At 40.8% G+C, this 22,210-nt stretch carries 16 protein-coding genes, 14 tRNA genes, 3 rRNA genes and 2 riboswitches (1 of these 35 cut by a window edge); of the genes, 4 read left to right on the top strand and 29 right to left on the bottom strand.

What is annotated here, in order from left to right; genetic code table 11:
- The 6 genes from NHG49_RS01535 to groES all read right to left on the bottom strand — a co-directional run.
- Nucleotides 1-1,295, bottom strand: partial view of a sensor histidine kinase gene (locus NHG49_RS01535; protein WP_258125460.1) — the 5' portion only. It extends 211 nt beyond the left edge of the window; the window shows 1,295 of its 1,506 coding nt (coding positions 1-1,295); its start codon is at nucleotides 1,293-1,295; its stop codon lies beyond the left edge, outside the window.
- Nucleotides 1,279-1,980: a response regulator transcription factor gene (locus NHG49_RS01530; protein ID WP_064475196.1), complete on the bottom strand. Its 702-nt coding sequence runs from the start codon at nucleotides 1,978-1,980 to the stop codon at nucleotides 1,279-1,281. The genes NHG49_RS01535 and NHG49_RS01530 overlap by 17 nt, the downstream gene beginning before the upstream one ends.
- Before the next feature lie 145 nt (nucleotides 1,981-2,125).
- Entirely contained in the window at nucleotides 2,126-3,451 is a 1,326-nt protein-coding gene (locus tag NHG49_RS01525) for an NCS2 family permease (protein ID WP_000833102.1), read from the bottom strand.
- Nucleotides 3,452-3,579: 128 nt separating this feature from the next.
- A riboswitch (purine riboswitch) is annotated at nucleotides 3,580-3,681 on the bottom strand.
- A 154-nt stretch (nucleotides 3,682-3,835) separates the two neighbouring features.
- Nucleotides 3,836-5,374 carry a glutamine-hydrolyzing GMP synthase gene (gene guaA / locus NHG49_RS01520; protein WP_132136588.1) on the bottom strand — a complete coding sequence of 513 codons (1,539 nt, stop codon included), beginning with the start codon at nucleotides 5,372-5,374 and terminating at the stop codon, nucleotides 3,836-3,838.
- A gap of 165 nt (nucleotides 5,375-5,539) precedes the next feature.
- Nucleotides 5,540-5,641, bottom strand: a riboswitch (purine riboswitch).
- Nucleotides 5,642-5,780: 139 nt separating this feature from the next.
- A complete protein-coding gene (gene groL, locus NHG49_RS01515; RefSeq protein ID WP_001029984.1) occupies nucleotides 5,781-7,415 on the bottom strand; it encodes a chaperonin GroEL in 1,635 nt (544 codons plus the stop codon).
- 38 nt (nucleotides 7,416-7,453) lie between these two features.
- Nucleotides 7,454-7,738, bottom strand: coding sequence for a co-chaperone GroES (gene groES, locus NHG49_RS01510; RefSeq protein ID WP_000917306.1), 285 nt, complete (start codon nucleotides 7,736-7,738; stop codon nucleotides 7,454-7,456).
- 401 nt (nucleotides 7,739-8,139) lie between these two features.
- Between groES and NHG49_RS01505 the strand changes: the two genes are divergently transcribed.
- Entirely contained in the window at nucleotides 8,140-8,889 is a 750-nt protein-coding gene (locus NHG49_RS01505; RefSeq protein ID WP_000745348.1) for a CPBP family intramembrane glutamic endopeptidase, read from the top strand.
- Complete coding sequence (locus NHG49_RS01500) at nucleotides 8,886-9,077, top strand: YdiK family protein (protein WP_001246201.1); 192 nt, start codon at nucleotides 8,886-8,888, stop codon at nucleotides 9,075-9,077. The genes NHG49_RS01505 and NHG49_RS01500 overlap by 4 nt, the downstream gene beginning before the upstream one ends.
- 29 nt (nucleotides 9,078-9,106) lie before the next feature.
- Here the strand turns inward: NHG49_RS01500 and NHG49_RS01495 are convergent, their stop codons facing one another.
- A complete protein-coding gene (locus NHG49_RS01495) occupies nucleotides 9,107-9,736 on the bottom strand; it encodes a redox-sensing transcriptional repressor Rex (RefSeq protein ID WP_000437704.1) in 630 nt (209 codons plus the stop codon).
- A gap of 187 nt (nucleotides 9,737-9,923) precedes the next feature.
- Between NHG49_RS01495 and NHG49_RS01490 the strand changes: the two genes are divergently transcribed.
- Complete coding sequence (locus NHG49_RS01490) at nucleotides 9,924-11,858, top strand: ABC-F family ATP-binding cassette domain-containing protein (RefSeq protein ID WP_218779097.1); 1,935 nt, start codon at nucleotides 9,924-9,926, stop codon at nucleotides 11,856-11,858.
- Nucleotides 11,859-12,267: 409 nt separating this feature from the next.
- On the opposite strand, the gene tsaD is transcribed toward NHG49_RS01490, so the two are convergent.
- From tsaD to NHG49_RS01380, 22 genes are all read right to left on the bottom strand, one after another.
- On the bottom strand, nucleotides 12,268-13,284 hold the full coding sequence (gene tsaD, locus NHG49_RS01485; RefSeq protein WP_098103486.1) for a tRNA (adenosine(37)-N6)-threonylcarbamoyltransferase complex transferase subunit TsaD: 1,017 nt from the start codon (nucleotides 13,282-13,284) through the stop codon (nucleotides 12,268-12,270).
- Nucleotides 13,284-13,727, bottom strand: coding sequence for a ribosomal protein S18-alanine N-acetyltransferase (gene rimI / locus NHG49_RS01480; RefSeq protein WP_064475180.1), 444 nt, complete (start codon nucleotides 13,725-13,727; stop codon nucleotides 13,284-13,286). Before rimI ends, tsaD begins: the two co-directional genes overlap by 1 nt.
- A gap of 13 nt (nucleotides 13,728-13,740) precedes the next feature.
- Nucleotides 13,741-14,433, bottom strand: a complete 693-nt coding sequence (gene tsaB / locus NHG49_RS01475) for a tRNA (adenosine(37)-N6)-threonylcarbamoyltransferase complex dimerization subunit type 1 TsaB (RefSeq protein WP_064475179.1) — start codon at nucleotides 14,431-14,433, stop codon at nucleotides 13,741-13,743.
- Nucleotides 14,414-14,887, bottom strand: coding sequence for a tRNA (adenosine(37)-N6)-threonylcarbamoyltransferase complex ATPase subunit type 1 TsaE (tsaE, locus tag NHG49_RS01470; protein WP_000049636.1), 474 nt, complete (start codon nucleotides 14,885-14,887; stop codon nucleotides 14,414-14,416). Before tsaE ends, tsaB begins: the two co-directional genes overlap by 20 nt.
- Before the next feature lie 174 nt (nucleotides 14,888-15,061).
- Nucleotides 15,062-15,137 (bottom strand) — tRNA-Asp (locus NHG49_RS01465).
- Nucleotides 15,138-15,140: 3 nt separating this feature from the next.
- A tRNA-Met gene (locus NHG49_RS01460) sits at nucleotides 15,141-15,217 on the bottom strand.
- Between the two features lie 12 nt (nucleotides 15,218-15,229).
- A 5S ribosomal RNA gene (rrf, locus tag NHG49_RS01455) occupies nucleotides 15,230-15,345 on the bottom strand.
- A 101-nt stretch (nucleotides 15,346-15,446) separates the two neighbouring features.
- Nucleotides 15,447-18,368: ribosomal RNA gene (locus NHG49_RS01450) — 23S ribosomal RNA — on the bottom strand.
- 146 nt (nucleotides 18,369-18,514) lie between these two features.
- Nucleotides 18,515-20,066, bottom strand: a 16S ribosomal RNA gene (locus NHG49_RS01445).
- Together the 16S, 23S and 5S rRNA genes with 14 tRNA genes alongside form the textbook arrangement of a ribosomal RNA operon.
- Nucleotides 20,067-20,143: 77 nt before the next feature.
- Nucleotides 20,144-20,214: transfer RNA gene (locus NHG49_RS01440), tRNA-Gly, on the bottom strand.
- Between the two features lies 1 nt (nucleotide 20,215).
- Nucleotides 20,216-20,292, bottom strand: a tRNA-Pro gene (locus NHG49_RS01435).
- Nucleotides 20,293-20,295: 3 nt separating this feature from the next.
- Nucleotides 20,296-20,372 (bottom strand) — tRNA-Arg (locus NHG49_RS01430).
- A 98-nt stretch (nucleotides 20,373-20,470) separates the two neighbouring features.
- Nucleotides 20,471-20,553: transfer RNA gene (locus NHG49_RS01425), tRNA-Leu, on the bottom strand.
- Between the two features lie 16 nt (nucleotides 20,554-20,569).
- Nucleotides 20,570-20,642 (bottom strand) — tRNA-Lys (locus NHG49_RS01420).
- 5 nt (nucleotides 20,643-20,647) lie between these two features.
- Nucleotides 20,648-20,722: transfer RNA gene (locus NHG49_RS01415), tRNA-Gln, on the bottom strand.
- A gap of 87 nt (nucleotides 20,723-20,809) precedes the next feature.
- Nucleotides 20,810-20,885 (bottom strand) — tRNA-Asp (locus NHG49_RS01410).
- Between the two features lie 3 nt (nucleotides 20,886-20,888).
- Nucleotides 20,889-20,965, bottom strand: a tRNA-Met gene (locus NHG49_RS01405).
- A 24-nt stretch (nucleotides 20,966-20,989) separates the two neighbouring features.
- Nucleotides 20,990-21,065: transfer RNA gene (locus NHG49_RS01400), tRNA-Val, on the bottom strand.
- 4 nt (nucleotides 21,066-21,069) lie between these two features.
- Nucleotides 21,070-21,144, bottom strand: a tRNA-Glu gene (locus NHG49_RS01395).
- A gap of 8 nt (nucleotides 21,145-21,152) precedes the next feature.
- Nucleotides 21,153-21,243, bottom strand: a tRNA-Ser gene (locus tag NHG49_RS01390).
- 3 nt (nucleotides 21,244-21,246) lie between these two features.
- Nucleotides 21,247-21,321: transfer RNA gene (locus NHG49_RS01385), tRNA-Asn, on the bottom strand.
- A gap of 114 nt (nucleotides 21,322-21,435) precedes the next feature.
- Nucleotides 21,436-21,900, bottom strand: coding sequence for a SprT family protein (locus tag NHG49_RS01380; protein WP_141669113.1), 465 nt, complete (start codon nucleotides 21,898-21,900; stop codon nucleotides 21,436-21,438).
- Between the two features lie 189 nt (nucleotides 21,901-22,089).
- Here NHG49_RS01380 and cmpA point away from each other — a divergent pair, with 189 nt between their 5' ends.
- Nucleotides 22,090-22,206, top strand: a complete 117-nt coding sequence (gene cmpA, locus NHG49_RS01375; RefSeq protein WP_001143642.1) for a cortex morphogenetic protein CmpA — start codon at nucleotides 22,090-22,092, stop codon at nucleotides 22,204-22,206.
- The last annotated feature ends 4 nt before the right edge of the window (nucleotides 22,207-22,210 follow it).

The raw sequence follows: 22,210 nt of genomic DNA, 5'->3' as shown, positions 1-22,210 counted from the left end.
TTCGCAATTATAATTTGTATATCCCGGCGCTGCCTTTGAAGAGAAACTTTTATCTCCCCATCATCTTTACTATACTTAATCGCGTTCATTAATAAATTATCAAACACACGAACCATCTTTTCCGAATCAACCGCTGCATAGGCACGTTCCTCAGGAAACTTCTTAACAAACGTAAGTCCATGCTCTTCTGCTTGCGGTACTAACTCTTCTATTAATTGCTCCAATAACTCATTTATACAAACCTCTTGTTTTTCTAATATAACTTGCTCATTTGTTAACTTCGTATACTCAAATAAATCTTCTATTAAATTCTTTAACTGCTCCGACTTCGCAAAAGCAATTCTCGTATACTCATCATGTTGTTCTTTATTTTCATATTTAGAATCTCGAAGTAATCGCAAGTAACCCATTATAGAAGTCAGTGGTGTACGTAAATCGTGTGACACATTCGTAATAAGCTCATTCTTTTGCTTCTCTAATTTACGTTCCTTTTCTATATTATTCATAAGCTCTTCCGCCATATTATTAATATTCTCAGTTAAAGACGCAATCTCATCTTCACCTTTTTTCTCAATACGATACGCTAAATTTCCTTTTTCTATTTCCTTTACACCTTGCGCCATCGCTTCAATTTGCTTCATCTTTCTCTTTGTTATATAGAAGAAAGAGAAAATAAATACAAGTACACCTATGAAAAATGGAAACGGTCCTTCTTGCGTATCATATATTACTTCACCTTCCGGAATGCCACTAACAAACATGTATAAATTCTTATCTTCTATTGTAATAGGTGCAAAAGCTATAAATTCTTTTCTTGTACTTTCAAATTCTTTTCTACCATTCATATAATTAATCGCAAACGATGATGCATTACGAATTGTATTATGCAAATCAATTTGTTCTTCTTGCGCCTGCTTCGTCTTATATAAAACTTTTCCACTCTCGTCAGTAACCAACACTTTTAAAGCTCTAGAGTTTTGTTCTAAATTTTGATTCTCTATTTCAATCATACTTGATATAGCTTCTAATTTATTTTCATGAACTGAACTATTTGCCACACTTTGGGCTTGTTGATTAATTTGCTCCATACCAGACCGATAATCGATTGTCGCCTGCCGATTCGCATTCTCAAAAAAAGGTGCTGCTGCTTTTGCTGACAAAATCCCTAACAACGCACAAGCAGTAAACGCAGTAATAAGTTGAATGCGTACACTCCGCTTCACCCTCTTCACTAGCTTTTCAATTAATTCTCTAGTTTTCCTAATATAAGTAAATGGATTAAATATCTTTTTCAATCTTATATCCCACTCCCCATACAGTTTTTATATATCTAGGCTTCCTTGGATTCTCCTCAATCTTCTCACGCACTTTCCGAATATGAACCATTACCGTGTTATCCGACTGGAAAGATCTTTCATTCCAAACCTTTTCATAAATTTGTTCCGCACTAAAGACCATACCCGGGTTACGAGCTAGTAATTCTAAAATTGAAAATTCCCTCGGTGTCAATTTCACTTCTTCTCCATCCACAATAACTTTATGGGTTGAAATGTTTATTTTCATCTCTCCAATTTCTAACTCGTCCTCATTTTGAATAGCAAAACCATTCATCTTCATATAACGACGTAACTGAGATTTAATTCTTGCGATTAACTCTAACGGATTAAATGGTTTCGTTACGTAATCATCTGCACCTGTAGTTAATCCTAAAATCTTGTCCATATCTTGCGTTTTCGCCGAAAGCATAATAATCGGCATTTCTTTCGATTCTCTTACTTTCATACACATATGAATACCATCTACTTTCGGCATCATAATATCCAATACGACTAGATGCACTTCATTTTCTTCTAATAGGCGTAATCCTTCTTCACCATCTCCTGCTTGCAATACTTTATATCCTTCATTCTTTAAATAGATTGTAATTAAATTTCGAATTTCTTTTTCATCATCTACGACAAGTATTGTTTCGTGTGCCACAATATCTCCCCCATCACTTTTTTAATCCCTAACTTCTATTATAGGAAAACTTCTGAAGAAAAACGCTCGGAAATCCTTAAGATTTTCTGAAGACGCAAAAAAGGTCTAGACTCCCCTTAAGTCTAGACCTTTCAAAAAACCCCTTTTATTTACGAACGTAGATGAAATATAGTACGAATAACACTCCCATAACATACATAATTGGATGAATCTCTTTACGACGACCACTTACTACCATTGTAATTGGATAGAAGATAAACCCGATTGCAATCCCTGTCGCAATACTATACGTAAGTGGCATTGAAATGATTGTAAAGAATGCTGGTACTGCAATCTCGAACTTCTTCCAATCAATTTCGCCTAAAGATGAAACCATTAAGATTCCTACAATAATTAAAGCTGGTGCCGTTACAGCTGGTGTTACAACGCTTAATAATGGCGAGAAGAATAGTGCCAGTAAGAAGAACCCTGCTGTTACAACTGCTGTAAATCCAGAACGTCCACCCGCTGCTACCCCAGCAGAAGATTCAATGTAAGACGTTGTTGTTGATGTACCTAAGATTGCACCGATTACAGTTGCAATCGCATCTGCAAATAATGCTTTTCCTGCACGTGGTAATTTATTGTTCTTCATTAATCCAGCTTGATTCGCAACCGCTACAAGTGTACCTGCTGTATCAAAGAAATCGATGAAGAAGAACGTTATAATAACAATCACCATTTGAACAGTGAAAATATCTCCGAAGTGAGTTAACGCCACACCGAACGTTGGTTCTAGACTCGGTATTGCTCCCACTACCGCTTTCGGAGTATCAATTAATCCTGTCGCTACTCCTAAGATTGCTGTAAGAATCATACCGTAGAAAACTGCACCATTTATTTTCTTAATCATGAAGATGATTGTCGTAACAACCCCGAAGATTGCTAGTAACGTTGTGCCCTTTGTTAAATCCCCCAACCCAACAAGAACAGCATCATTTTTCACGATAATTCCGGCATTTTGGAATCCAAGGAAGGCAATGAACAATCCGATACCTGCCGCTACTGCAAACTTTAACTCTGTTGGAATTGCATTAATGATTTTTTCACGAATACCTGAAGCTGTAAGAATAATAAAGATAATACCTGACATTAATGTTCCAGCAATTGCTGTTTGCCACGGAATACCCATCGTTAACACTGCCGTATAAGCAAAGAACGCGTTAATTCCCATACCCGGCGCCAAAGCAATCGGATACTTCGCGAAGATCCCCATAATTAACGAACCAATCGCTGCTGCTAATGCTGTAGCAACGAATACTGCACCTGGATCCATTCCTGTACCTGCTGGTAACCCTTTAACATTTCCAAGTGACAGCGTAGCAGGATTGACAAATAATACATAAGCCATAGATAAAAATGTCGTTAAACCTGCTATGAACTCTGTTTTATAATTTGTACCGAGTTCATCAAACTGAAAATAGCGTTTCATCTTACGTTTCCCCCGTTATATGATTACTCGCCGTAATCTCCCTAGCCCTCTTTTATCTATTAAAAATAAAAAAGGCTTCCATTGCATATACATGGAAGCGTTCTATGAATAAAGACAAGTTTCCCCTCATCTTTATCTAAACGCCTCGTAGTCAAGCCATTTACGGTAGCTAGGTAGAAACTTTCGGGCCATATCCCCGATATTATACGACGGCATAATATTCACTTTTCGTTTGAATTACATACTCATATTAACTCGAGGAGGTGGTTTTGTCAATTTAAAAACGAACATTTTTATAAACTTTTATAATTTCGTTCGTATTAAGGGTGAAAATAAAAAAGATCCATCTATGCATGAGCAATAGATGGATCTTTTTTTATAATATTATTCCCACTCAATAGTTGCTGGTGGCTTGCTTGTTATATCATACACGATACGGTTAACGTGTTTTACTTCGTTTACGATACGTACAGAGATTTTCTCTAATACGTCCCAAGGGATACGTGCCCAGTCAGCTGTCATACCATCGATAGAAGTTACTGCGCGGATACCTACTGTGTAATCGTAAGTACGCTCGTCACCCATAACACCTACACTACGCATACCAGGAAGCGCAGTGAAGTATTGCCAAACTTCGCGGTCTAAGCCTGCTTTAATAATTTCTTCACGTAAAATCGCATCAGATTCACGAACGATTTCTAATTTCTCTTCTGTGATTTCACCTAATACACGAATACCAAGACCAGGGCCTGGGAATGGTTGACGCCATACGATTTCATCAGGAATTCCTAATTCTGATCCTAATACACGTACTTCATCTTTAAATAACGTGTTTAAAGGCTCGATTAATTTGAACTGCATGTCTTCTGGAAGACCACCAACGTTATGGTGAGATTTAATTGTTTGTGCAGTTGCTGTACCACTCTCAACGATATCTGTATAAAGTGTACCTTGTGCTAGGAAGTCCATACCTTGTAATTTAGAAGCTTCATCATCAAATACGTAAATGAATTCATTACCGATTATTTTACGTTTTTGCTCTGGATCTTCTACACCTTTTAACTTGTTCATGAAGCGTTCTTGTGCATCCACTTTAATAACGTTCATGTGGAAGCCTTCGCTGAATGTTTTCATAACGCCTTCTGCTTCACCTTTACGAAGTAAACCGTGGTCAACGAAAATACATGTTAATTGGTCGCCGATTGCTTTATGAATTAATACTGCTACAACAGAAGAGTCTACACCGCCGCTAAGTGCGCATAGTACTTTTTTGTCTCCAACAGTTTCACGGATTTTCTCTAATTCTACTTCGATAAAGTTCTCCATGTTCCATCCTTCAGAACAACCACATGCGCCGAATACGAAGTTTTTAATTAAATCGTTACCGTGCTCAGAGTGACGTACTTCTGGGTGGAATTGTACACCGTATAAGTTTTGCTCTTCATTGCTCATACCAGCAATCGGACAAGACTCACTTGTCGCATCTACTACGAATCCTTCAGGTAAACCAGTTACTAAGTCGCCATGGCTCATCCATACAACTTGCTCTTCTGGAAGGTTCGTATATAATTTTGATTCGTTCTCTACTTTAAGAACAGCTTTTCCGTACTCACGGTGGTTTGCACGTTCTACTTTCCCACCGAAGTGTTGCGTCATAAGCTGCATACCGTAACAAATACCGAAGATCGGTAATCCTAGTTCAAAGATTTTTTCATCACAATGTAATGCGCCTTCACCGTATACACTATTTGGTCCACCAGAGAAGATAATCCCTTTTGGATTCATTGCTTTAATTTCTTCTGCAGTAATTGTATGTGGATGAAGTTCACTGTATACACCGAACTCACGAATTCGACGTGCTATTAACTGATTGTACTGACTCCCAAAATCTAAAACGATAATTGTATCATGCTGCTTCTTCAAAATAATCACCCCAACGTTAGTTCTCGTATATAAATATTTTTACCAATTAGGCAAAAAGCATTACTAATATAATAAAAAAAGCCAGTCCTCCGCCTCTAGTCTCATAACAAAGAAAAGGCAGGGGTCTGGCTTTATAAAGAAAGATAGTCTTCCGCTCTTTATAAATATAAGACGCACTGCCTTCATAGTCAGGTTGTTTACGGTAACCCGGTAGAGACTCTCAAACCATATCATCGAGGATATATGAAGGATTGTTTTATATTATCTTCCTAGATTCTAACAATGAAGTATCGATATGGTCAAGAGAGAAAGCGACAAAATTCTACAGAAATTAATTTCCTTTTCTAAAAAACATAAAAAAACATCCATTTCTATATAGAAATGGATGTTTTTCGAGCAAACGGAATTACATCATTCCGCCCATACCGCCCATGCCCATGCCGCCCATGTCAGGCATTGCTGGTGCATTTGGTTCTGGCTTGTCAGCTACTACAGCTTCAGTCGTTAAGAACATAGCTGCAACAGATGCTGCGTTTTGAAGTGCAGAGCGAGTTACTTTAGCTGGATCTACGATACCAGTTTCAAGCATGTTAACCCACTCGCCAGTAGCTGCGTTGAAACCAACTCCTACTTTTTCGCCTTTTAGACGCTCTACAACTACAGATCCTTCTAGACCAGCGTTGATTGCGATTTGACGAACTGGCTCTTCTAGTGCGCGAAGTACGATGTTGATACCTGTTGCTTCGTCGCCTTCAGCTACGATAGAAGCTACTTTCGTGTATACGTTCATAAGTGAAGTACCACCACCTGCAACGATACCTTCTTCTACTGCTGCACGAGTTGAGTTAAGTGCATCTTCAATACGAAGTTTGCGCTCTTTTAACTCAGTTTCAGTTGCTGCACCTACTTTAATTACTGCTACGCCACCTGCAAGTTTTGCAAGACGCTCTTGTAATTTTTCACGATCGAATTCAGAAGTAGTTTCTTCTAATTGCGCGCGGATTTGGCCAATGCGAGCTTCGATTTGTTGTGAATTTCCGATACCTTCAACTACAGTTGTGTTTTCTTTCGTTACAACAACTTTACCAGCGCGTCCTAAAGATTCAATTGTAGCAGATTTTAAGTCACGACCTAATTCTTCAGTGATTACTTCGCCACCAGTTAAGATTGCGATATCTTCTAGCATTGCTTTACGACGGTCACCAAATCCAGGAGCTTTAACAGCTACTACATTGAATGTACCACGAAGTTTGTTCACTACTAATGTAGCTAAAGCTTCGCCTTCTACGTCTTCAGCGATGATAAGAAGTGGTTTACCTTGTTGTACCACTTGCTCTAATACTGGTAAGATTTCTTGGATGTTAGAAATCTTCTTATCAGTAATTAAGATGTATGGGTTATCAAGAACTGCTTCCATTTTGTCAGAATCAGTAATCATGTAAGGAGATGCATATCCACGATCAAATTGCATACCTTCTACTACGTCTAATTCTGTTGTAAATCCTTTAGATTCTTCTAAAGTAATAACGCCGTCGTTACCAACGCGCTCCATTGCTTCAGCGATTAATTGACCAACTTCTTCGTCAGCCGCAGAAATAGCAGCTACTTGTGCGATAGAAGATTTACCTTCGATTGGTTTAGAAATCTCTTTTAATTCTGCGATTGCAGCAGTAACAGCTTTTTCGATACCTTTACGAAGACCCATTGGGTTCGCACCAGCTGTTACGTTTTTAAGACCTTCACGAATCATAGCTTGTGCTAATACAGTTGCAGTTGTCGTTCCGTCACCAGCTACATCATTTGTTTTGCTAGCAACTTCTGCTACTAATTTTGCACCCATGTTTTCGAATGCATCTTCTAATTCGATTTCTTTTGCAATTGTTACACCGTCATTTGTAATAAGTGGTGAACCGAATTTTTTCTCAAGTACAACGTTACGACCTTTTGGTCCAAGCGTTACTTTTACTGCGTTTGCAAGAGTGTCGACACCGCGAAGCATCGAACGACGTGCTTCTTCACTAAATTTAATATCTTTTGCCATAATAATTGACCCCCTTGAATTTTTTAAGATTTATATAATTAACCGATAACTGCTAAAATGTCACTTTCACGTAAAATCAAGTAGTCAGTACCTTCATATTTCACTTCAGTACCTGCATATTTTGAGAAGATGATAAGATCACCTGCAGCTACCTCTAAAGCAACACGCTCACCATTTTCAAGCACTCGACCAGTACCTACTGCAATAACTTTACCCTCTTGTGGTTTTTCTTTTGCAGTGTCTGGTAATACAATACCACTTGCTGTTTTTTCTTCTGCTTGAACAAGCTCAATTACAACGCGATCACCTAATGGCTTTAGCATGAACAATAACCTCCTCATTTTGTTATGTAAATTTTATTTATTAGCACTCAAGTCACTCGAGTGCTAACACACTTATAATAATAAATAATCTCAATTTCTTTTGCAAGTAAAAAAATCATAATTTTTTCGCAAATTAAGCTATACACTTTTCTATATAGAGTCCCTCTTCTTCTACCTTTACCATATGAATCGTTGTTTCCACTACTCGTATGTTACAATATGAAAGGACACCCTAAGTTGTTTTCGCTATACACACAACTTTCTCCTGTCTTCTATTATAATTTCAAATAAGGATTTACGAAAAAAACATAATTTAAGTGAAGTTTATATCGTAGGTAGCATACTTACATGTTATCCTACCTTATCTCATACACTAGAGTTAGAAAGGATGGTTAAACCATTTGAAAAAACAATATTGGTGGGTTATCGTTACATACATTTTAATGCAGTTATCATCCATTGCTGGATTACCACTTCTGCTGAAAACTGGACTTTATGATAACAGGGGATTTACTAGAGAAGAGAAATTTCAACTCATAACTGGCCACTGGGCAATCATTAGCTTCTTTATTGCATTATGTATCGTACTTTGGTTACTTAGAACAGATATTCGTGACAGACGTTTAGATACAATGCGCTCTACTGTTCCAGCTACGATTGGTTGGATTTTTATCGGGTTCTTCCTAGCATTTTTCTCACAAAGTATTGCCGGTATGATAGAAATGCGTGTATTAGGAATTAAACCTGGATCAGAAAATACAGCAAGACTTATGGATATCGCAAGAACGACACCTTGGTTCCTTATCGTCATCTCTATAATAGGACCTATTTTGGAAGAAATCGTATTTAGAAAAATTTTATTTGGTACACTTTATAAGAAGTTTAACTTCTTTATCGCTGCTATCATTAGTTCTCTTGTATTCGCAGCAATTCATTTTGATTTCACTCACTTATTGGTATACACTTCTATGGGACTCGTATTCGCCTTTTTATATGTAAAAACGAAGCGTATTATCGTCCCTATCGCAGCTCATGTTGCAATGAATACATTAGTTGCAGTTGCTCAAGTTTTAATGAGCAATGAACAAATTCAAGAAATGATTAAAGAAGCTGAAAAAATGCAAGGCTTTATCGGAGGATTTTTAGTATGAGGAACTCACCATTGTTCATGGCTGCATTGTACTTCCTTCTAGGATGTATCTTTACACGCTTCGCCATTACGAACGTAACAGATACAATCTGGAATATGTGGACGATACTATTTGCAGTTATGGCAACAATTGATTTTAATTTGGCACTTCGCCTTATATTAGTTAAATTCACAAAGAAAAAACAATAATAAAACGCAGAGGTCGCTTCCTCTGCGTTTTATTGTGGATAATTCTTTAAAAAGTAAACGAGTGTTTGTAACTCTACCGCTAAATCAATATGGTGAATTCTTATATTATCTGACACATTTAAGCGCGCTGGTGTGAAATTTAAAATACCATGCACGTTCGTTTCTGCCAATCTATCTGCTACAGATTGTGCTACTGTAGCGGGTACTGTTAATATTGCCACTTGTATATCAGTTGATAAACGTTCTTCTAATTCATCTAAATGATATACAGGAATGCCCCCGATTTCTGTCCCGACTTTCTCTTCACTAACATCAAACGCCATTTCAATTTTTGTATTATTGTTTTTCGTGAAATTATAATGTAAGAAAGCGGTCCCTAAATTACCTACTCCAATAAGTGCTACACGTGTTATATCATCTTGGTCGAGTGTTTCACGGAAAAATGATAATAAATAATTTACGTTATATCCATAACCTTTTTTCCCTAACGCTCCAAAATACGAAAAATCTCTTCGAATCGTTGCGGAATCAACTTTTACCGCTTCGCTCAATTCGGCTGATGAAACACGTTGCTTACCAGAAAGAGATAAGTTTTGGATAAATCGATAGTATAGAGGCAATCGTTTGGCAGTGGCCTGTGGAATTTTTTGCTGCTCCATATAACCTCTCCTCTCTTCCTATCTTTATTCATATACTTGAATCAAATACAGAAGTTTAGCACTCATGAATTTCCCTGTATAATAAAGAGAAGAAGTATTCTCTCTTTATTTTAAACTATACACTATTTTTAGTATGATTGAGAAATATAAACATGGCAAAGTTAAGAAATTATTTGAGGTGAAAACATTGATTTTATTACAAGTAAACGCGCTTACGAAATTATACGGTGCAGAAACGATTCTTGCAAACATAAAATTAGAAGTTCAAACGAAAGATCGTATCGCATTAGTCGGACGAAATGGGGCCGGAAAATCTACATTATTAAAAATAATAGCTGGTGAGCTATCTCATGATGGTGGCGAAATTATAAAACCAAAAGATGTCTCAATCGGATATTTAGCTCAAAATACCGGGTTAGAAACGTCTTTAACAATTTGGGATGAAATGTTAACCGTCTTTACACACTTGCAGCAAATGGAGACAAAACTTCGAAGGCTAGAGCAAGAGATGGGAAAAGAAGAAAACTTTTCAAACGAGGCTACATATGAAAGATTATTAGCTGATTATGACCAATTGCAATTAGATTATAAAGATCAAGGTGGATATCAATATGAAGCAGATATTCGCTCGATTTTAAGTGGTCTTGGCTTCCCAGTTGAAACGCACCAGACGACGATTTCTACATTAAGTGGTGGACAAAAAACACGATTAGCTCTCGGTAAATTATTATTAACGAAACCAGACCTACTTATTTTGGACGAGCCTACAAACCATTTAGACATCGAAACATTAACATGGCTTGAACAATATTTACAAGGCTATCCTGGCGCAATACTAATCGTTTCCCATGACCGTTATTTCTTAGATAAACTCGTTACACAAGTATATGAAATTTCGAATAAAGAAAGCAGACGATTTGTTGGTAACTACAGTAAATATTTAGACTTAAAATCAGCATTATACGAGCAAGACATGAAACGTTATGAAAAACAACAAGATGAAATCGCTAAGCTTGAGGATTTCGTTCAAAAAAATATAGCTCGCGCATCTACGACAAAACGTGCGCAAAGCCGTCGTAAACAATTAGATAGAATGGAATTATTGACTAGACCATTAGGTGATTCTAAGTCAGCATCCTTCCACTTCGATATCGAAAAACAAAGTGGAAATGATGTTTTACAAGTAAAGGATGCAACTATCGGCTATGATGATGATCCGATTATTGAACATGTAACTATGCGCTTAACTCGTGGGGATAGCGTTGCTTTAGTTGGTCCAAACGGAATTGGGAAATCCACATTATTAAAATCACTTGTGAATAAGTTACCACTATTAAATGGTCATGTTTCTTTCGGATCCAATGTATCTGTTGGTTATTATGATCAAGAACAAGCAAATTTAACATCTTCTAAGCGAGTTTTAAATGAGTTATGGGATGAATATCCATTGCAGCCCGAAAAAGAAATTCGCACGATATTAGGTAACTTCTTATTCACAGGGGATGATGTACTAAAACCAGTATCTTCTCTTAGTGGTGGACAAAAAGCTCGATTAGCTCTTGCAAAACTTATGATGCAAAAATCGAATTTATTAATTCTCGATGAACCTACGAACCATCTTGATTTAAATAGTAAAGAAATTTTGGAGAATGCTTTAATTGATTATCCAGGCACCCTTCTATTTGTTTCACATGACCGCTACTTTATTAATCGTGTAACGACGACCGTTGTTGAGTTGTCAACAGAAGGTGCACAAGAGTATTTAGGCGATTACGATTACTATGTGGAGAAGAAAAATGAAATGATTGAACGCGCAGCATTTGAACAACAAGAGCAGCAAGAAAACCAAGCACCTGTTCAAAAAACTGTAGCTCAAGAAAAATTAAATTATCTCGAAGAAAAAGAGCGTAAACAATTAGAACGTCAACGCACTCGAAAAATTGAGGAACTAGAACAAAATATTGTAGAATTTGAAGAAGAAATTGCTACGTTAGAAGATCAACTTTGCTTACCAGAAATATACGCAGATTATGAAAAGGCTAGTGAAATTACAACGAAAAAGCAAACACTACAAGAGCAACTTGATGCTTGTATGGCAGAATGGGAAGAATTACATTTATAAGAGTATGAATAAGAAGGATGTCTCATAAGTCGGGATTTTTGACTATGCGACATCCTTTTTATCTTCTAGCTGGGGTATAAACGATTCGACAAGACGTACCGATTTACCGACAAAGTTTGACAACGTTGGCTCGCCCCTATAATAAGGGCACATTTCAAAATGTTTTTTAGAGATATCTTCTTGCGATTTATTTCCCAAAAAAAAGAATACATTCAAAGGTCAGACTTCGCCTACTTTATCCACAGGTTTATACACATATCCACCTTTATAAAATAAACTCCAAAATAACTTATCCACATTATCCACAATACCTAAAAAAGTTATCAACATTTTATATACACAATAAAACCCATATTATCAACAGATAATATGGGTTTTATCCACAAGCTGTGGTTAATTTTGTGCATAACTATGCTTCAATATCTAATCCTGGATTTGCATTTAAAGCTAATGTAGCACGTTTTCCTTGTTCATATGCAATTGTACCTGCGGCTGCAATCATCGCTGCATTATCGGTACATAAAGATAGTGGAGGAATAATTAGCTCAATATTTTCTTTTGTCGCAAATTCCGCTTCCAAACGTGCGCGAAGTCCTTTATTCGCAGCTACTCCACCAGCAAGAAGAAGTTGCTTTACGTTATATGCTTCTGCTGCACGAGATGCTTTCGTTACAAGCACATCTATTACACTTTCTTGGAAACTTGCCGCTAAATCTTCCGGTGCAATTTCTATCCCGCGTTGTTTTGCGTTATGCACAGTGTTGATAACTGCTGATTTCAATCCACTAAAGCTGAAATCATACGAATCAGGTTCTAGCCATGCACGAGGCAAATCGATTGTCGGTTTCCCTTCATGTGCAAGGCGATCAATATGAGGACCACCTGGATATGGCATGGATAACGTTCGAGCTACTTTATCATATGCCTCTCCAGCTGCATCATCTCTTGTTTCACCAATCACTTCGAATGAACCATGTTCTTTCATATAAACAAGCTCCGTATGTCCACCAGATACAACAAGTGATAGTAGTGGGAATTGAACTTCTTTCACTAAACGGTTCGCATAAATGTGCCCAGCGATATGATGAACACCCACTAAAGGAATATCATGTGCAAAAGCCACTGCTTTCGCTGCATTTACCCCTATTAAAAGCGCTCCTACTAAACCAGGTCCTTCTGTTACAGCAATTGCATCAATATCATCAAATGTGATATTTGCTTCTTTTAAAGCTTCTTCTAACACAACTGTAATTTCTTCTACATGATGACGAGATGCAATCTCTGGTACAACTCCGCCAAAACGTTTATGACTTTCAATTTGTGATGCAACGACATTCGCAATAATTTCCGTTCCATTTTTAACAACTGCTACTGCTGTTTCATCACAACTTGTTTCAATACCAAGTATAATCGTATTTTTTTCCATTATATATTCACCCACATTACGAGACCATCTTCCTGATTGTCTGCATAGTATCGTTTACGAATTCCACCATTTTGAAATCCGTATTTTCTGTATAACTGTTTTGCTACTTCATTTGATACACGTACTTCAAGTGTCATCGTTTTTACTCCTAAATCTTTCGCTTCGGAAATAACTTCTTTCAATAAAGCATCCCCTAGCTTTTGACCTCTGTATTCTGGCAAAATAGCTACATTTGTTATATGTGATTCATCAATAATTATCCACAATCCACAATACCCAATTACACGACCATCTTTTTCTAGCACAACATAATGTGCATGTTCATTCGTCGTTAACTCACGGTGAAAGGCATCTGCAGTCCAAGGAGTTGAAAAAGACGCTTCTTCAATAGCTACAATTTGAGCGATATCACCGAGTTCCATCTTTCTAAATACCATATCCATCTTCTGCAAGCTCCTACTTGTTTTGACTTTCTAACCACTTTGTTTCGGCTTCAGCTAAACGAAGATAACTAGGAACAAATGAATGTACGTCTTGTTCCTCTTTTTGTAATCCTAAGAACGCCAACTCACTTGGTCTTGGGTTATTTTTAGTAAAAGGAGCAAATACAGCTTGATTGCCTAAATGTTCTATTATTGTTTCTTTGTGCAATTTAACATCGTTACCAATAAATAAAACCGGCTTTCCTTTATCTTTTAACATTTGCAACCAGTCTACAATAAGGATGATTCGGTCTTCTTCTATAGAAGTTAAATGCTCTCCTTCATATGTATATAACCCAGTATAAATTTGTCCGCGTCTTCCATCAAATAAAGGACAGATTAATCCATCAAAATTAGCACCGTTTGCAGCCACTACTTCTAAACTTGATACACCTACAATTGGTATTTGAAGTGACCAAGCTAATGTTTTTGCAGCTGTCACACCTATACGAACACCTGTATATGATCCAGGTCCAGCAGCTACAACGATTTTAGTTAATTCTTTCGGTTTTACACCACATTCTTTTAACAATTTCTCTACAGCTGGCATAAGACGTACAGAATGGTTTTTTGTTAAGTTTGTAATGATTTCCCCAATTACGTTTCCTTCCTCAATAAGGGATACACCCATTACGTAATTTGAAGTATCAATTGCTAGTACTTTCATCTTGTAATAGCTCCTCACATAATCTAATATATCGATCTCCAATTGGCTCGAGTACAATTTTCCTTGTATCATCTCCAGCATGGAATAAACTAATTTGTAACTTCTCATTTGGTAAAAATGCTTCTATTAAATGAGCCCATTCTACTACGGTAATTCCTTCACCGTAGAAATACTCATCAAAACCTAAGTCCTCTTCACTTTCCGCTAAGCGATACACGTCCATATGATATAGCGGCAATCTCCCTTTATATTCTTTAATAATATTAAAGGTAGGACTATTTACAACTCTTTTCACTCCAAGACCTTTTGCTAGCCCTTTTGTAAAAGTTGTCTTACCAGCCCCTAGATCTCCTTCTAAAATAATTACATCTTGTGCACCGACAAGTCCACCTAGTTTTTCTGATAATCTTTGTGTTTCCTCAGAAGAGTTTGTTGTTATTTCATATTTACTCACAGACTTCACCTACTTTACTCACAATGTTCTCTGCTCTTTATTATACAGGTTTTGAATATATAAAAAAGTCCTTAGGAGTTTTCCTAAGGATAGTTTGACTGTCTTTATTAGTTTTTTGTTAAAACAAATAAAAAAATACGAAACAACATGTTTCGTTCTTTTCTTTATATAAAATGGCGGTCCCGACCGGGGTCGAACCGGCGATCTCCTGCGTGACAGGCAGGCATGTTAACCACTACACCACGGGACCATTTGGTTGCGGGGACAGGATTTGAACCTGCGACCTTCGGGTTATGAGCCCGACGAGCTACCGTACTGCTCCACCCCGCGATGATATAAATAGCCTGGCAACGTCCTACTCTCACAGGGACAAGGTCCCAACTACCATCGGCGCTAGAGAGCTTAACTTCCGTGTTCGGTATGGGAACGGGTGTGACCTCTCTGCCATCATTACCAGACTGTATTCATTTAAGACAAGAATCATCATAACTTATTTAACTTTTAAAGTCAACAAGTTTTTTATATTCTTTCAAAACTAGATAACATTGCTTCATATTATATGGTTAAGTCCTCGATCTATTAGTATTCGTCAGCTCCACATGTCACCATGCTTCCACCTCGAACCTATCAACCTGATCATCTTTCAGGGATCTTACTAGCTTACGCTATGGGAAATCTCATCTTGAGGGGGGCTTCATGCTTAGATGCTTTCAGCACTTATCCCTTCCGCACATAGCTACCCAGCTATGCCCTTGGCAGAACAACTGGTACACCAGCGGTGCGTCCATCCCGGTCCTCTCGTACTAAGGACAGCTCCTCTCAAATTTCCTACGCCCACGACGGATAGGGACCGAACTGTCTCACGACGTTCTGAACCCAGCTCGCGTACCGCTTTAATGGGCGAACAGCCCAACCCTTGGGACCGACTACAGCCCCAGGATGCGATGAGCCGACATCGAGGTGCCAAACCTCCCCGTCGATGTGGACTCTTGGGGGAGATAAGCCTGTTATCCCCGGGGTAGCTTTTATCCGTTGAGCGATGGCCCTTCCATGCGGAACCACCGGATCACTAAGCCCGACTTTCGTCCCTGCTCGACTTGTAGGTCTCGCAGTCAAGCTCCCTTATGCCTTTGCACTCTACGAATGATTTCCAACCATTCTGAGGGAACCTTTGGGCGCCTCCGTTACACTTTAGGAGGCGACCGCCCCAGTCAAACTGCCCACCTGACACTGTCTCCCGGGTCGATAAGACCCGTAGGTTAGAATTTCAATACATTCAGGGCGGTATCCCACCAGCGCCTCCACCGAAGCTAGCGCTCCGGTTTCAATGGCTCCCGCCTATCCTGTACAAAATGTACCAAAATTCAATATCAGGCTACAGTAAAGCTCCACGGGGTCTTTCCGTCCTGTCGCGGGTAACCTGCATCTTCACAGGTACTATAATTTCACCGAGTCTCTGGTTGAGACAGTGCCCAAATCGTTACACCTTTCGTGCGGGTCGGAACTTACCCGACAAGGAATTTCGCTACCTTAGGACCGTTATAGTTACGGCCGCCGTTTACTGGGGCTTCAGTTCAGAGCTTCGCTTACGCTAACCCCTCTCCTTAACCTTCCAGCACCGGGCAGGTGTCAGCCCCTATACTTCGCCTTACGGCTTCGCAGAGACCTGTGTTTTTGCTAAACAGTCGCTTGGGCCTATTCACTGCGGCTTTCCGTTAAGAAAGCACCCCTTCTCCCGAAGTTACGGGGTCATTTTGCCGAGTTCCTTAACCAGAGTTCTCTCGCACACCTTAGGATTCTCTCCTCGCCTACCTGTGTCGGTTTGCGGTACAGGCACCTTTTATCTCGCTAGAAGCTTTTCTTGGCAGCGGGGAATCAAAGACTTCGCTCCATAAGGAGCTTCCCCATCACAGCTCAGCCTTCACGATAAGCGGATTTGCCTACTTATCAGCCTAACTGCTTGGACGTGCACAACCAATCGCACGCTTCTTCTATCCTTCTGCGTCCCTCCATTGCTCAAACGATAAAGAGGTGGTACAGGAATATCAACCTGTTGTCCATCGCCTACGCCTGTCGGCCTCGGCTTAGGTCCTGACTAACCCTGAGCGGACGAGCCTTCCTCAGGAAACCTTAGGCATTCGGTGGACGGGATTCTCACCCGTCTTTCGCTACTCATACCGGCATTCTCACTTCTAAGCGCTCCACCAGTCCTTCCGGTCTGACTTCACTGCACTTAGAACGCTCCCCTACCACTGATACCATTGGTATCAATTCGCAGCTTCGGTGGTGTATTTAGCCCCGGTACATTTTCGGCGCAGAGTCACTCGACTAGTGAGCTATTACGCACTCTTTAAATGGTGGCTGCTTCTAAGCCAACATCCTAGTTGTCTAAGCAACTCCACATCCTTTTCCACTTAATACACACTTTGGGACCTTAGCTGGCGATCTGGGCTGTTTCCCTCTTGACTACGGATCTTATCACTCGCAGTCTGACTCCTAAGGATAAGTCATTGGCATTCGGAGTTTGACTGAATTCGGTAATCCGATGAGGACCCCTAGTTCAATCAGTGCTCTACCTCCAAGACTCTTACACTTAAGGCTAGCCCTAAAGCTATTTCGGGGAGAACCAGCTATCTCCAGGTTCGATTGGAATTTCTCCGCTACCCACACCTCATCCCCGCACTTTTCAACGTGCGTGGGTTCGGGCCTCCATTCAGTGTTACCTGAACTTCACCCTGGACATGGGTAGATCACCTGGTTTCGGGTCTACGACCACGTACTAAACGCCCTATTCAGACTCGCTTTCGCTGCGGCTCCGCCTCTTCAGCTTAACCTCGCACGGGATCGTAACTCGCCGGTTCATTCTACAAAAGGCACGCCATCACCCATTAACGGGCTCTGACTATTTGTAGGCACACGGTTTCAGGATCTCTTTCACTCCCCTTCCGGGGTGCTTTTCACCTTTCCCTCACGGTACTGGTTCACTATCGATCACTAGGGAGTATTTAGCCTTGGGAGATGGTCCTCCCAGATTCCGACGGAATTTCACGTGTTCCGCCGTACTCAGGATACATTCAAGAGAGAACGAAGTTTCGACTACGGGGTTGTTACCCTCTACGACGGACCTTTCCAGGTCGCTTCGTCTACCTCGTTCCTTTGTAACTCCGTATAGAATGTCCTACAACCCCAAGAGGCAAGCCTCTTGGTTTGGGCTATGTTCCGTTTCGCTCGCCGCTACTCAGGAAATCGCATTTGCTTTCTCTTCCTCCAGGTACTTAGATGTTTCAGTTCCCTGGGTCTGTCTTCCTTACCCTATGTATTCAGGTAAGGATACCATACCATTACGTATGGTGGGTTTCCCCATTCGGAAATCTTCGGATCAAAGCTTACTTACAGCTCCCCGAAGCATATCGGCGTTAGTCCCGTCCTTCATCGACTCCTAGTGTCAAGGCATCCACCGTGCGCCCTTTCTAACTTAACCAAACTAAAATTAAAAAAATATGAGCTACACTGTTATCTAGTTTTCAAAGAACATACATTTATATATGAGAGATAGTTCTCTCAAAACTGAACAAAACGAAACACGGAAACTTATATTGATGAACAGCGTTCATCAATTCTCCATAGAAAGGAGGTGATCCAGCCGCACCTTCCGATACGGCTACCTTGTTACGACTTCACCCCAATCATCTGTCCCACCTTAGGCGGCTGGCTCCATAAAGGTTACCCCACCGACTTCGGGTGTTACAAACTCTCGTGGTGTGACGGGCGGTGTGTACAAGGCCCGGGAACGTATTCACCGCGGCATGCTGATCCGCGATTACTAGCGATTCCAGCTTCATGTAGGCGAGTTGCAGCCTACAATCCGAACTGAGAACGGTTTTATGAGATTAGCTCCACCTCGCGGTCTTGCAGCTCTTTGTACCGTCCATTGTAGCACGTGTGTAGCCCAGGTCATAAGGGGCATGATGATTTGACGTCATCCCCACCTTCCTCCGGTTTGTCACCGGCAGTCACCTTAGAGTGCCCAACTTAATGATGGCAACTAAGATCAAGGGTTGCGCTCGTTGCGGGACTTAACCCAACATCTCACGACACGAGCTGACGACAACCATGCACCACCTGTCACTCTGCTCCCGAAGGAGAAGCCCTATCTCTAGGGTTTTCAGAGGATGTCAAGACCTGGTAAGGTTCTTCGCGTTGCTTCGAATTAAACCACATGCTCCACCGCTTGTGCGGGCCCCCGTCAATTCCTTTGAGTTTCAGCCTTGCGGCCGTACTCCCCAGGCGGAGTGCTTAATGCGTTAACTTCAGCACTAAAGGGCGGAAACCCTCTAACACTTAGCACTCATCGTTTACGGCGTGGACTACCAGGGTATCTAATCCTGTTTGCTCCCCACGCTTTCGCGCCTCAGTGTCAGTTACAGACCAGAAAGTCGCCTTCGCCACTGGTGTTCCTCCATATCTCTACGCATTTCACCGCTACACATGGAATTCCACTTTCCTCTTCTGCACTCAAGTCTCCCAGTTTCCAATGACCCTCCACGGTTGAGCCGTGGGCTTTCACATCAGACTTAAGAAACCACCTGCGCGCGCTTTACGCCCAATAATTCCGGATAACGCTTGCCACCTACGTATTACCGCGGCTGCTGGCACGTAGTTAGCCGTGGCTTTCTGGTTAGGTACCGTCAAGGTGCCAGCTTATTCAACTAGCACTTGTTCTTCCCTAACAACAGAGTTTTACGACCCGAAAGCCTTCATCACTCACGCGGCGTTGCTCCGTCAGACTTTCGTCCATTGCGGAAGATTCCCTACTGCTGCCTCCCGTAGGAGTCTGGGCCGTGTCTCAGTCCCAGTGTGGCCGATCACCCTCTCAGGTCGGCTACGCATCGTTGCCTTGGTGAGCCGTTACCTCACCAACTAGCTAATGCGACGCGGGTCCATCCATAAGTGACAGCCGAAGCCGCCTTTCAATTTCGAACCATGCAGTTCAAAATATTATCCGGTATTAGCCCCGGTTTCCCGGAGTTATCCCAGTCTTATGGGCAGGTTACCCACGTGTTACTCACCCGTCCGCCGCTAACTTCTTGAGAGCAAGCTCTCAATCCATTCGCTCGACTTGCATGTATTAGGCACGCCGCCAGCGTTCATCCTGAGCCAGGATCAAACTCTCCAATAAAGTTAGTTTGTCTAGCATCTAAAAATAAAAATTGACGTTTCACGTTGTTTGTTTCGTTCAGTTTTCAAAGAACTAAAAGCGGGTGAAGAGAATCGAACTCTCGACCAGAGCTTGGAAGGCTCTTGTTTTACCACTAAACTACACCCGCGTGGTCGGGAAGACAGGATTTGAACCTGCGACCCCCTGGTCCCAAACCAGGTGCTCTACCAAGCTGAGCCACTTCCCGTTATGGCGCGCCCGAGAGGAGTCGAACCCCTAACCTCTTGATCCGTAGTCAAACGCTCTATCCAATTGAGCTACGGGCGCTTATTCATGATGTTTTTTCGTCGTTGTATTTTGGCGACTCAATTATCTTATCATACTACATTTTCAAATGCAAGTACTTTTTAAAAAAGATTTTTTGATGCGGCCGAGAGGACTTGAACCTCCACGGGGTTTCCCCCACTAGGCCCTCAACCTAGCGCGTCTGCCGTTCCGCCACGACCGCGCGGAAAAAACAAAAGTGAGCCATGAAGGATTCGAACCTTCGACCCTCTGATTAAAAGTCAGATGCTCTACCAACTGAGCTAATGGCTCGTAAATGGCTGGGCTAGCTGGATTCGAACCAGCGCATGACGGAGTCAAAGTCCGTTGCCTTACCGCTTGGCTATAGCCCATCGAAATATTTATCTTCTTTTCAAAGACAAACGTTATTGTAACATAATGTCCAACAAAAAACAACTGCCAAATAGCAGAAGTTAAAATGGCGGTCCCGACCGGGGTCGAACCGGCGATCTCCTGCGTGACAGGCAGGCATGTTAACCACTACACCACGGGACCATTTGGTTGCGGGGACAGGATTTGAACCTGCGACCTTCGGGTTATGAGCCCGACGAGCTACCGTGCTGCTCCACCCCGCGATGATACTATTTATATAATTTATATGGTGGAGGATGACGGGATCGAACCGCCGACCCCCTGCTTGTAAGGCAGGTGCTCTCCCAGCTGAGCTAATCCTCCGAAGTGGTGACCCGTACGGGATTCGAACCCGTGTTACCGCCGTGAAAGGGCGGTGTCTTAACCACTTGACCAACGGGCCAGTATGTATGGCAGAGAAGAAGGGATTCGAACCCTCGCACCGCGTTAGCGATCTACTCCCTTAGCAGGGGAGCCCCTTGAGCCACTTGGGTACTTCTCTGTATGGCTCCGCAGGTAGGACTCGAACCTACGACCGATCGGTTAACAGCCGATAGCTCTACCACTGAGCTACTGCGGAATAATAAAGACAATTTGTATCTTATAAAATTTCTTATCGTAAGTCAAGATGTTTTTTCACAACATCTTGTACAAACGTGACATGTTTATAATATACTGGATTGCGTTTTCACTGTCAAGATATTTTCTTTATCAGGTTCAGTTTCCCTTTACACTTTCCGCAGACATATCTTTTTGTATTTATTTGACGTCTTCTTACATATTGAAGCGAACAGCCCATACATTCATACGTATAAACCTTTTTTTCCTTCTCTTCATTAATTATTCGTTTACAGAAGCGTGGCGCATCAACTTCTTTTAACAATTCACGAAAATCTCTATCCCGGTGCTTATAGCCCCTTCCTGTAATATGTAAGTGATAATGACAAAGCTCATGTTTAATGATTCCGACTAACTCTTCTTTCCCATACATTTCGTAATATCGATAATTCAGTTCAATATTGTGTGTATTCAATAGATAACGTCCACCAGTTGTTCGCAACCTACTGTTGAACATAGCTCTATGTAAAAATGGCATTCCGAAGTATTGTAGTGATACTTCTTCCACCAGACGCTGTATTTCTTGCTCATCCACTCTCATTCCTCCTAAACTAAAAAATATTTTTACACTTTTCTCCTCCCTTATACATATATTAAATAGTACATATACCCATCCTCATTCAAGAAGCGTGGTTTCTAAAAATATAGCATGAATAGAAATCCACTCACCAACCTCTCATCAATAGTACCTTAGATTTTTGAGAGTAGGATTAAACAAGGAGGGATTCCTATGCCTACGTGGCTAAAAAAACAAATGCAACGCGCATATTTTGAAAAAAACCGGTATCAAATTAAATTACTAAATGAATGCTGGTTTTATTATAGCAAAATACATCAAAGCTCATAATCCA

Source organism: Bacillus sp. IBL03825, assembly GCF_024712505.1.
GTDB lineage: Bacteria > Bacillota > Bacilli > Bacillales > Bacillaceae_G > Bacillus_A > Bacillus_A wiedmannii.
Note: the sequence above shows the minus strand (reverse complement) of the source record. Positions and strands in the feature narration are given on the sequence as shown.